General features: G+C 50.3%; 12 protein-coding genes. 3 read left to right on the top strand and 9 right to left on the bottom strand.

Features of this window, described 5'->3' with window-relative positions; all coding sequences use genetic code 11:
* Window positions 1-2 precede the first annotated feature (2 nt).
* Entirely contained in the window at window positions 3-1,166 is a 1,164-nt protein-coding gene (locus V2P20_RS14745; RefSeq protein ID WP_331819594.1) for a pyridoxal phosphate-dependent aminotransferase, read from the bottom strand.
* Window positions 1,167-1,274: 108 nt separating this feature from the next.
* On the opposite strand from V2P20_RS14745, the gene dksA reads away from it, so the two are divergent.
* The 3 genes from dksA to acs are packed head-to-tail and all read left to right on the top strand — an operon-like array spanning window position 1,275 to window position 4,590.
* Window positions 1,275-1,709 (top strand): RNA polymerase-binding protein DksA, encoded by a 435-nt coding sequence (dksA, locus tag V2P20_RS14740; protein ID WP_194968365.1) that lies wholly within the window; start codon window positions 1,275-1,277, stop codon window positions 1,707-1,709.
* 2 nt (window positions 1,710-1,711) lie between these two features.
* A complete protein-coding gene (gluQRS, locus tag V2P20_RS14735) occupies window positions 1,712-2,614 on the top strand; it encodes a tRNA glutamyl-Q(34) synthetase GluQRS (RefSeq protein ID WP_331819687.1) in 903 nt (300 codons plus the stop codon).
* A 38-nt stretch (window positions 2,615-2,652) separates the two neighbouring features.
* Window positions 2,653-4,590 (top strand): acetate--CoA ligase, encoded by a 1,938-nt coding sequence (acs, locus tag V2P20_RS14730; RefSeq protein WP_331819591.1) that lies wholly within the window; start codon window positions 2,653-2,655, stop codon window positions 4,588-4,590.
* Between the two features lie 37 nt (window positions 4,591-4,627).
* Here acs and V2P20_RS14725 read toward each other — a convergent pair whose 3' ends face one another.
* The 8 genes from V2P20_RS14725 to V2P20_RS14690 form a co-directional block, all read right to left on the bottom strand.
* Complete coding sequence (locus V2P20_RS14725) at window positions 4,628-6,103, bottom strand: oligosaccharide flippase family protein (protein ID WP_331819589.1); 1,476 nt, start codon at window positions 6,101-6,103, stop codon at window positions 4,628-4,630.
* 260 nt (window positions 6,104-6,363) lie between these two features.
* A complete protein-coding gene (locus tag V2P20_RS14720; RefSeq protein ID WP_331819587.1) occupies window positions 6,364-6,597 on the bottom strand; it encodes a ChaB family protein in 234 nt (77 codons plus the stop codon).
* A gap of 57 nt (window positions 6,598-6,654) precedes the next feature.
* Complete coding sequence (locus tag V2P20_RS14715; protein WP_331819585.1) at window positions 6,655-6,942, bottom strand: coiled coil domain-containing protein; 288 nt, start codon at window positions 6,940-6,942, stop codon at window positions 6,655-6,657.
* Between the two features lie 179 nt (window positions 6,943-7,121).
* Complete coding sequence (cydX, locus tag V2P20_RS14710) at window positions 7,122-7,265, bottom strand: cytochrome bd-I oxidase subunit CydX (RefSeq protein ID WP_331819583.1); 144 nt, start codon at window positions 7,263-7,265, stop codon at window positions 7,122-7,124.
* Window positions 7,266-7,285: 20 nt separating this feature from the next.
* Window positions 7,286-8,425: a cytochrome d ubiquinol oxidase subunit II gene (gene cydB, locus V2P20_RS14705; protein ID WP_331819581.1), complete on the bottom strand. Its 1,140-nt coding sequence runs from the start codon at window positions 8,423-8,425 to the stop codon at window positions 7,286-7,288.
* 33 nt (window positions 8,426-8,458) lie between these two features.
* A complete protein-coding gene (locus tag V2P20_RS14700; RefSeq protein WP_331819579.1) occupies window positions 8,459-10,024 on the bottom strand; it encodes a cytochrome ubiquinol oxidase subunit I in 1,566 nt (521 codons plus the stop codon).
* Complete coding sequence (cydP, locus tag V2P20_RS14695; protein ID WP_331819577.1) at window positions 10,014-10,262, bottom strand: cytochrome oxidase putative small subunit CydP; 249 nt, start codon at window positions 10,260-10,262, stop codon at window positions 10,014-10,016. The genes V2P20_RS14700 and cydP overlap by 11 nt, the downstream gene beginning before the upstream one ends.
* Window positions 10,263-10,319: 57 nt before the next feature.
* A complete protein-coding gene (locus V2P20_RS14690) occupies window positions 10,320-10,928 on the bottom strand; it encodes a phosphate-starvation-inducible PsiE family protein (protein WP_331819575.1) in 609 nt (202 codons plus the stop codon).
* Window positions 10,929-11,492 lie beyond the last annotated feature (564 nt).

Here is an 11,492-nt window from a genome sequence, read left to right as displayed (position 1 = left end):
TTCTATCTATTAATGAATCTTTCTAAACGGTGCATGGCAACAGCCATTCTATCTATGGAAGTCGTATAGGCAAAACGGATGTAATGATTTGAGTCATAGTCGCCAAAATCCTTGCCCGGCGTGATCGCTACGCCTTCAGCCTCTAAAAAATCCAGTGCGAATTGATAGCTGTCATCGGTAAATTTTGCACAATTGGCGTAAATATAAAAGGCGCCTTCCGGCTTGATCGGAATATCAAAGCCTAACCGCAACAGGGTGTCATAGAGAAAATCGCGCCGGGCGGCAAACTCTGCCCGCCTGAATTCAAGCTCATCAAGCGTACGCTCATCAAAAGCGGCTAAAGCCGCATATTGAGAATGCGTGGGCGTGGAAATGAAAATATTCTGCGCCAGCCTCTCGGTGGCTTCAATAAACTCATCGGGCACAATCAACCAACCAATTCGCCAGCCGGTCATACCGAAATATTTGGAAAAACTGTTAATGATAAACACGTCGTCGCTGAACACCAGCGCTGTCGGTGCACTCTTGACATAAACCAGGCCGTGGTAAATCTCATCGGAATAAAAACATCCGCCTAGCTGATTGACCGCTTGAATGGCCGAATTCAGCACCGCCGGGTCGATAATCGTGCCGGTAGGATTGGACGGCGAGGCAATCAGCGCTCCTTTAGTCGCTTCCGTCCAGTTCTCTCTTATCAATTCCGCTGTTAACTGATAACGGGTGCTCGAACCTACGGGCAATGCCCGGGTTCTGCCCTCGAACACTTTGACAAAATTACTGTTGCAAGGATAACAGGGGTCCGCCATCAGCAGCTCTTCGCCTGGATTCAAACTACTGCCCAGCGCCAGCAAAAAGGCGCCGGACGCGCCGGGCGTTACAAAAATGCGCTCCGGCGCTACTGCCACACCGTAGCGCTGCCGGTAAAAGCCGGCTATTTTTTCACGCAGTTCGGGCAGGCCCGCAGCCGGTGTGTATTTGATCTCGCCGGTTTGAATATGTTCGATACCGGCATCAATAATGGTCTGCGGCGTAGCAAAATCGGGCTCGCCGATTTCCATATGGATAATATCCCTGCCCTCGCTTTCCAATTGCTTGGCGCGTCGAAGCAATTCCATAACGTAGAATGGAGAAATAGTCTGAGTCCGCTTAGCCAGTCTTCCGCTCATGTCTTATCGCTCGCCAAAAACTCTTAATGATACCAATAATTCTTGCCATCTTATTATGATTCTGATAAAAATGCTCAGTTTTATTTATCTTGTCTTAGGAGTTAAAGGATGACCGATAGTTCTAAAACTGACGCATCACCTTTCAGTTTTACGCCTTATAAAGAAAAAGAAGGCGAAGAATATATGAGCGAGGCTCAACTAAAGCATTTTGAGACCATTCTAAGAAACTGGAAAGCTGAATTAATGCAGGAAGTTGACCGTACTGTGCACCACATGCAGGATGACGCCGCTAATTTCCCTGATCCTAACGACCGGGCGACTCAGGAGTCGGAATTCAGTCTGGAATTAAGAACTCGTGACCGTGAACGCAAGCTGATCAAGAAAATTGAAGAAGCCCTGAAAGAAATTGAATCGGGTGATTATGGCTATTGCGAATCATGCGGCATCGAGATCGGCGTACGCCGCCTGGAAGCCAGACCGACTGCCACCTTGTGCATAGACTGCAAAACTCTCGATGAAATTCGGGAAAAACAAATGGGGTAGATCTGTCTCAGGACAAACAACCTTATATCGGCCGGTTTGCACCTTCGCCTACCGGCCCACTCCATTTCGGATCCTTATATACGGCCCTGGCCGGTTTTCTTCAAGCCCGATCGCAGCAAGGCAAGTGGCTGCTGCGCATCGACGACCTCGATACGCCGCGAAACGCCAAGGGTTCAATCGATCACATCCTGAAAACGCTGGATATTTTCGGCCTGCATTGGGACGATAGTGTTTACTTTCAGAGCCATAATCTCGACGTTTACGAAGACGCGCTGCATGAATTGACAGAAAACCGGCTTATTTATGCCTGTACATGCAGCCGCAAAATGCTCACTGAAACACATCCGGAGCAGGCTCAGTCCGATATTTATCCGGGCATCTGCCGGGACAAGCCTCCCCCGCCGCATACCGCCCATGCATTCCGCATCAAAACCGACAATCGCATCATTTCATTTCAGGATGGTCTGCAAGGCTTCATCGCGCAGAGCCTGGCTGAACAGCACGGCGATTTTATCCTGAAAAGAAAAGACGGCATCATAGCTTATCAGTTCGCTGTTGTGATCGATGACCACAGGCAGCAAATCAATCATGTCTTGCGCGGTTTTGATCTGCTCGATTCGACGCCCAAACAAATCTATCTTCAGCAGCAACTGGGGCTCGCTACACCGCAATACATGCACGTGCCGATTATCATCGATACCCAGGGCTACAAGCTCAGCAAGCAAACCCTGGCGCAGGCAGTCGATTTAAAAACACCGAACAAGCTGATATTTGAGCTGTTGACCTTATTAAAACAAGCGCCCCCGGACGAACTTAAACATGCCGAAACAACCGAACTGCTTGACTGGGCCATTGCTCACTGGAACCCGAGCCCTCTGGAGAAATTGCGTGCAATCAGCCGATGAATTAACCAAGGCACTTGCCAAACAAGGATTAAAAAAACATGTCAGACGTTAAAATTTACGACGTACAACCGGAAATCGCTGCCAGCGCGCATATTAACGCCGAAACGTACAAAGCGCTTTATCAGCGTTCTATTGATGACCCCGAAGCGTTCTGGGCCGAGCAGGCAGAACTGTTTCTGAACTGGAACAAGCGCTGGGATACGGTCATGGCATACGATTTCCCCAAAGGCCATATCCGCTGGTTCGAAGGCGGGAAACTCAATGTCAGCGTCAATTGCCTGGACCGCTACTTGCCTACTCGCGGCGACCAAGTAGCCATTATCTGGGAAGGCGACAATCCGGCTCATGATAAAAAAGTCACTTACCGAGAACTGCACGAACAGGTCTGTAAATTTGCCAATGTTTTAAAAGCGCAAGGCGTCAAAAAAGGCGATCGCGTCTGCATTTATCTGCCCATGATTGCCGAAGCGGCAGTTGTCATGCTGGCCTGCACGCGCATCGGCGCCGTGCATTCAATCGTTTTCGGCGGTTTTTCCGCTGACGCATTAAAAGACCGCATCATCGATGCGGACTGCCGATACCTGGTCTGCGCCGACGAAAGCAACCGCGGCGGCAAGACCGCGCCACTGAAAGTCAATGTCGATAAAGCGGCTGCGAATTGCCCCAGACTTGAAAAAGTCATCGTCATCAAAAACACCGATGCGGACATAGACTGGCACGCACATCGTGACATCTGGTATCACGAAGCCATGGCCGAAGCTTCAACCGACTGTCCGGCCGAAGCCATGGATGCGGAAGACCCGCTGTTTATCCTGTACACCTCAGGCTCCACAGGCAAGCCCAAAGGCGTCCTGCACACAACTGGCGGCTATCTGCTGTATGCTGCCATGACCCATAAATATGTCTTCGATTACCATGACGGCGACATTTACTGGTGCACGGCCGATATCGGCTGGGTCACGGGCCATTCATATAGTATTTACGGGCCGTTATGCAACGGCGCCACGACGCTGTTGTTCGAAGGCGTGCCGACTTATCCGGAAGCCGATCGGTTCTGGCGAGTTGTCGACAAGCATCAGGTCAACATCTTCTATACTGCGCCGACCGCCATCCGCGCCCTTATGGCGCAGGGCGATGATTTTGTCACGCGCACCGACCGCAGCAGCCTCAGGATTCTCGGCAGCGTCGGCGAGCCGATCAATCCGGAAGCGTGGGAATGGTATTATCACGTGGTCGGCAATGGCCGCTGCCCGATCATGGATACCTGGTGGCAAACCGAAACCGGCGGCATCATGATCACGCCCCTGCCCGGCGCCATTGCGCTGAAGCCTGGTTCCGCCACCTTGCCGTTTTTCGGCATCAAACCCGAGATCGTCGATAATGAAGGCCGCCTGCTGGAAGGCGTCGCCGAAGGCATTCTGGTCATCAGCCGTTCATGGCCCGGACAGGCCCGAACGGTTTATGGCGATCACCAACGCTTTATCGACACTTATTTCAAGAACTACCCCGGCTATTATTTTGCCGGCGATGGTGCGCGGCGCGATCAGGATGGCTATTACTGGATCACCGGGCGCGTTGATGACGTTATCAATGTGTCCGGGCACCGCATGGGCACAGCCGAAGTTGAAAGCGCACTGGTGCTGCATGAAGATGTCGCCGAAGCGGCCGTGGTCGGCTACCCTCACGACATCAAAGGCCAAGGCATTTATGCCTACGTGACGTTAAATGTCGGTGTAGAGCCCACGGAAAAGCTCAAACAGGAGCTGATCGAACTGGTCAGAAAGGAAATCGGCGCTATCGCGCATCCTGACGTGATTCAATGGGCGCCAGGGCTGCCGAAAACCCGTTCAGGAAAAATCATGCGCCGAATCCTGCGCAAAGTGGCATCCAATGAGATCAGTAATCTCGGCGATACATCTACCCTGGCTGACCCATCCGTCGTTGAAGATATTATCGATCATCGAGCCAATAAGTAGGGCTTACGCCGGCGGAAAAAGATAACAGCACATCTCTTTAAGCCGGCTTTACCGCTATCTTGCGCTTTTCAAAGAGCGCGACACTTAAAAGATAGACCAGCATCAGTCCGCCGGCAGACAGCCATGCCGGCCGGCCGGCATCAAGCGGTAATCGCTCATGCGCCAGATACAACGCGATGCCGAGGCTGGTATAACCAACCACGCGCTTGAGGTCATAAGCCACCGGGTAATACTTCCTGCCCAACACATAAGAGACGATGACCATCGCGCCGTAACAGGCCAGAGTCGCCCAGGCCGAACCTACATACCCCATCGTAGGGATCAACCAGATATTGAGCACGATTGTCAAAGCTGCACCGGCCAATGACACAAAGGCGCCCATTACCGTGCGGTCGGTCAACTTGTACCAGATCGACAGATTGACATAAATGCCCAGGCACAGATTGGCCAGCAACAATATCGGCACAACTTCGAGCCCTGCGCGAAACTCCTCGCCGATAAAATACTTAAAGAAATCGATGAACAATGTCACCATCAAAAAGATAAACACGCAGAAAATCACGAAAAACTTGAGCACATCGGCATAGACGTTGCGCGCATCGCTGTTGCCGGCATAGGCGAAAAAAAACGGCTCGGCGGCATAACGGAAAGCCTGAATGAACAATGACATTAAAATCGAAAGCTTGTAGCAGGCGCTGTAAATGCCGAGCATTTTCAGATTAGTGACATCATCATAAGGCAGCAGGTATTTGAGCAAGGCGCGATCGAGCATTTCGTTGATAATGCCGGCGAAGCCGATCACGACCATCGGCAGCGAATAGCGCAGCATGCGGCCGAACAATTGCCGGTCGAAGCCCCAGGTCAGTCCTCTAAACTGCGGAATTAACAGTAAAAACTTGAATATGCTGGCCAGCAGATTGGCGATAAAGATGTAGCCTACGCCAATAGTCGGATCATAAACCCGACTTACCCAGGAACCAGGACTCTGCCCGAGCGCCTTGGGACAATAAACGATGAAAAACAGGCTCAGCAGGATCGTTATCATGATTTCGGCCATCTTGACGCCGGCAAAACGCAGCGCCTTGTTTTCGGCCCGCAGCCGTGCGAAAGGAATTGCAGTCATTGCATCCAGTGTCAGAATGGTTGCAAACCACAGCACGTATTCCGGATGATCGGCATAATGCAGTGCTGCCGATAGTGGTGCATTAATCCACCGGATGAGCAGAAAAAAACCCAGATTGACCAGAACGACAAAAATCAGCGCCGTCGAATATGCCGTATCGCGCCCGGGCGACTCCTTGTCGCGGAAGCGAAAATAGCCCGTTTCAAACCCGAACAGCAGCAGCACGGAAAAAAAGCCAGCATAGGCATAAAATTCCGACACCACGCCATATTCCGCCGCCGAAAAATAATAGGTATAAAGCGGCACCAAAAGATAGTTGAGGAAGCGCCCGAAAATACTGCTGATGCCATAGATTGCAGTTTGGGATGCCAGTTTTTTTATAATGCCCATTTAAGCTTATCGATCGGTTAAGGAAATATTCGGACTGATGAGTACATGCTCAGCATATCCCGGAATTTAAACCGCTCATGCGGTTCCGGTCAGTAGGCTTGGCATTATATAACCGATATTGCCGTGATGAGGTTTTTTGTCATTTGTCGCGCTACAAACTGGATGAACTTTAACAGATATAGCGCTTGACGTTATCCGAACCAGAAACTGAACATGACGACGTAAGGCAAGACTATTAGCAGGACATTGATCCTATTGAATTAATGCTTTTTTTCGACCCAATCATCGCCGCGTTTTTCATATTTCTTTTTCACGGCCGCCCAGGCTACTTTGTGCGCCACCGTCTCCCTGTCATCGTCACTGGAGCGGCGCTCCTCGGGTTCCTTGTACTCATCCCAGGCATTGTTGTAGGCCGACAGATAGATCTCCTGCCCATGCGTGGGCAAATGATTTTTTACATTATCAGGTAAGTCGGTTAAACGCTTGTAAGGCATGATTTTCTCCCGAGTTTAAGAAAATATTCAGCTGCCGATTGTTTTTAAATCTCTTGGCTAATGAAATCTGGCAGTCGTCAAGTTCACCGACTCACCCAGATTATTTGAGGCTGCTTCCACATCGGCCTTAAGGCTTTCCCAAACGTCATCGCGGGCTTGCTGCAGTTCATCTAGCTTTCCTTGCACAATATCCAGTTTCTGCTGCAGCTCGCCGACCTGCATATCATATTCAGCTTTGACATCGGCCTCCGTCTCATCCGCTCTGAATTTCAGCTGATCAATCGCGGCGCTCCACTCGGCCAGCTGTGTTTGCAGTTTGTGCTGATAAACTTCCCGCTGTTTCATGAGGATCTCCTGATACGAGTCAATCAGGTTTTGACGATATACAGCATGGTCTCCAAACCGGCTGTCGTGGATTTATTCCCAAATGACTGCCTCCCGACTGGAGAAGTTCCGGGATCTGCTTGCTCGGGTTTCAAGCATAAAAAGGGTTGGCTTTTTACGCCAACCCTTTATTTATTCAATTACGAATCGCCTTTTTGCACAATATCGCAAGACTGATCAACGCCCTCGTTATCGATATCGCAATTTGATTCCAGCCACATAGCGTTGATGACGGCAAAAGCGGCGGCGAAGCTGGCGCCCAGCATCCAAGTGAAATACCACATGCGTGTTTCTCCTCTTAATTTTAATAGAGTGTATGTGAATCTTTTAACACTGCAGCTTCAGTGACGCTGCCCCAAATCACCTTATAAACCCAGCGCGTGTATAAAAGCACAATCGGCAGGAAGACCACGGTAATCCAAAATGCCAGCAGTAGCGTAGTATGGCTGGCCGTGGCATCCCATAATGTCAGACTGGAGCGAGGATCAGTAGTCGAAATCAGCAGGAATGGAAACAGCCCTAATCCCACAGTCAACAATACCCCGCTAATACCAATGCTGCTCATCAGAAAAGCCCCGGCCTTGGATTGCCCCTTACCCAGCAGCCAGGCCAGGGCCAGGCCCGAAAAACCCAATGCGGGCGCAAGCAGCATCCAGGGCTTAGCAAGAAAATGATGCAGCCAACCCGCACCAGTTGCGATCACAGTTTTATTGAGCGGATTCGATGCCGCGGATGCCCCCGCCATCTGCGTGATTTCAGGACGGTTGACAGTCGACATCAGCCATAACGTTGCTGCCGCCAGACTGATCAGCAACAAAGGGCCGAGTATGGATGCAGCTGTTCTGGCACGCTCATGGATCACGCCTTCCGTGCGCCATTTCAGGAACAAAGCACCATGGAAACTGGTAACCAGCAGGCCGATTACGCCGCATAATAACGCAAAGGGGCTCAGCAAGGCCCAGAACGAACCGTCATAGAAAGAGCGCAAATCCTGATCCAGGTGAAACGGCAGCCCAAGCAGCAAATTGCCGACCAAAACGCCCAACAGAACCGGCGGCAAAGTTCCGCCGATGAATAAACCCCAGTCCCAGGCATTGCGCCAAGCCGCATTGCTGATCTTGCTGCGGTAGTCAAAACCTGCCGGCCTGAAAAACAACGAAAACAGCACCAGCAGCATGGCCGCATATAGCCCCGAAAACAGCGCCGCGTATACAGCTGGCCAGATCGCAAAAATGGCGCCGCCCAACAGTATCAGCCAAACCTGATTGCCTTCCCAAGTGGCACCGATCGTATTGATGATGACACGGCGTTCCACATCGCTCTTGCCCAACAGCGGCAGTAAAGTGCAGATGCCGAAATCGAAGCCTTCAGTCAACGCAAAGGCGATGGCAACGACTCCGATAAACAGCCACCAGATCAGGCGGATAGTTTCATAATCGAACATAATAGGCTCCTTATTAAATAGTGTGGCATGGCCCTAGCGGCCTTGAGCGACTTGCAGTTCATGGAAGTAACGACCGGTATGAAGACTGCTCGGCCCCAGGCGAACATACTTGAGCATCAGGTACAGTTCGATAACCAGCAGCACCGTGTAAAACAACGCGAAGCCGCCGATACTAAACCAGAGCTGTTCGCTGCTGAGACTGGAAACGCTCAGATGAGTCGGCAAAACGCCGGAAATGGTCCACGGCTGGCGGCCATACTCGGCGACAAACCAGCCGGTCTCGGCAGCGATCCAGGGCAAAGGAATGCTCCATACCGCCATGCGCATCAACCAGCGTTTCTGGTCGGCATTGCGTACAGCGCAGTGGTAAAAGGCTACGGCAAAGATAAACAGCATGGTGAAACCGCAAGCGACCATGATGCGGAATGTCCAAAACAGCAGCCCTACCTTCGGAATCGTATCGTTGGCGGCTTTCTGGATCATCCCGGCATCGGCATCCACGACTTTGTCGGTGTATTTTTTCAGCAGCAGCCCGTAGCCTAAGTCATTTTTATGGGCATCAAAACGCTGACGAGTCTGCTCACTATTATCGCCACTACGAAGTTTTTGCAGCTCTGCATAAGCCACCATACCGCGCTTGATGCGTTCGGCGCTTTCATTGCGAAGATCTTTCAAGCCTTTCACATCTTCATCAATGGAACGAGTCGCTATCAATCCCAGCAGATAAGGCACTTTTATCGCCATATCCGTTCTTTCATGCTCCTGGTCAGGCAAGCCGAACACCGTAAAACTGGCTGGCGCCGGGCTGGTTTCCCATTCCGCTTCGATCGCCGCCAGTTTGATCTTTTGAGTCTCGCCGGAGGTATAACCGCTTTCATCGCCGAGTACGATCACTGACAGGATTGAGGCCAAGCCAAATGCCGAAGCGATTGAAAACGAACGCCGGGCAAAACCGACGTCGCGTTTGTTCAACAGGTACCAGGAACTGATGCCCAACACGAACATCGAGCCGGTCACATAACCTGCAGCAACCGTATGGACGAACTTAACCTGGGCAACCGGGTTGAAAAACACATCGGCAAAGCTGGTCATCTCCATGCGCAGCGTTTCGTAATTGAATTCAGCTCCTACCGGATGCTGCATCCAACCGTTGGCAATCAAAATCCACAGGGCTGACACGCTAGTACCTATCGCCAGCAGCCAAGTCACGACCAAATGCTGGACCTTGGAGAGTTTGTCCCAGCCGAAAAAGAACAGCCCAACAAAGGTGGACTCCAGGAAGAAGGCCATCCAGCCTTCACTCGCCAGCAGCGGACCGAAAATATCGCCGACGTAATGCGAGTAATAAGCCCAGTTGGTGCCGAACTGAAATTCCAGCGTCAAGCCGGTGGTAACGCCCATAGCGAAGTTGATGCCGAACAGCTTACCCCAGAACTTGGTCATATCCTTGTAAACCTCCCGGCCGGTCATGACGTACACCGATTCCATAATGCCGAGAATAAACGTCATGCCCAAGGTGAGCGGCACGAACAGAAAGTGATAAAGCGCCGTCAGGCCGAATTGCATTCTGGACAGCATTACAACATCTTCACCTAACATGGCGGAACTCCTTATAAGACTGAGATGAAAGACTTGGTGTTATTGAAGATTGCTTGGCAGGCAGCGAAAAGCGTTGAGCGATATCTGGCTTTCCGGTTGACGGTTTGCCTTCCCAGCGGAAAATCAGGAACCAAAGGCCCATCAACAGAATGATTTTGATCAATAATGCAATACCGATTTCCCACCGCAGCAATCCGGGACGCGGCAGAATCCGATTTATCTTGGCTGAACCAATCATGGCTCCTCCTCTCTGGATTAATTGTTAAATAGTGTTAAAACAAGGTGTTCATATTCATCAATTATTAAATGGTTTGCCGATAACGAGCGTTGATAAGGCCAGCAGCAGAATTGATCCGGATATCAGCAGAATTCCCGTATCAGCTTGGTGATGTGCCTGTATATCGGAAATAAGAAGTCTTGATAGTGCCGTGATGGCAATAAAGATCAGGCAGCGCACCGGCATCATGTTGGTTTTGAAGTAAATACCGACCATGGCCCCCAGTTCAAGATAAATAAACAGCAGTAATATATCGCCTATGGTGGCATGTCCCTGACTGATCATGCCGGCATACGCCACTACCGCCGACCAGACTACGCTGGCGCCGATAACAAACAAAGCCAAATAGTGAAACACATCTATCAACAAGCTGCCTAACTCATCGGCAAATGTTTTACTTGTCTCCCTAAATGCGTTAATCCTTTCTTTTTGCATACAACAACCCTCATGCTCGTTCTTTCTATCCCTAAGAAACCAGAATGTCAGCTGGCAGGCTGTCAATCTGCTGGCTCCAGGCCTGACCACTACTGCAGCACCTGAATTTAAGAAACTACAATGCCTATCAAATAAGCGCGGCAGATAACGGTAAACAAAGGCCAAAAGCTTAAACGCTATTTGCAATAGCATGAATTGCTTCTTTGCTTGCTATAGTATATTAGAGTTTTATAATTTACTAACTTTATTTTGCGTATCCGCTTTTTTCGTTGTTATTTTCATCTAAATGCCTATGACGTAAAGCGATTGGAAATGAAACTCCTGACGAGCCCCAGCTTCAAATGAGACGATGAAACACGCTTGATATATTATATTTTTCTTAACTGATGTTACGCACGAATCGATTTATGTTTTGTTTTAGTTTTACTGCAATGCCGTGTCGGTGCGAATTGATTCGCACTGTATAGGCCGGTACGCGGGCGTTTGTCTCCGGTCGAATACCCAAGAACTTGCCCCTGCAACGGCGTAACATCAGTTCTTAATTCAAGAATGGCGTTATACATGGATGGGGAATAAACTAAGGGCTGTGCTAACGGATCTCACAAGCATTAGTTCCGGCCCGATTATCTTTATTATTTCAGAGGCATTGGTTCAGCCATGCTGACGATGACCAAAACTTTTTTAAAGGAAGGTAGAATCCGCCGACAATATAAAGGGCGGCAGAAAAGTAAGAGGTTAATGGGCTCTTATTACGGA

Origin of the sequence: Methylobacter sp. Wu1, from assembly GCF_036553575.1 — a bacterium.
In the GTDB taxonomy this organism is placed as follows: domain Bacteria; phylum Pseudomonadota; class Gammaproteobacteria; order Methylococcales; family Methylomonadaceae; genus Methylobacter.
The sequence above is the reverse complement of the archived record's forward strand: the minus strand, read 5'-3'. Positions and strand labels throughout refer to the sequence as shown.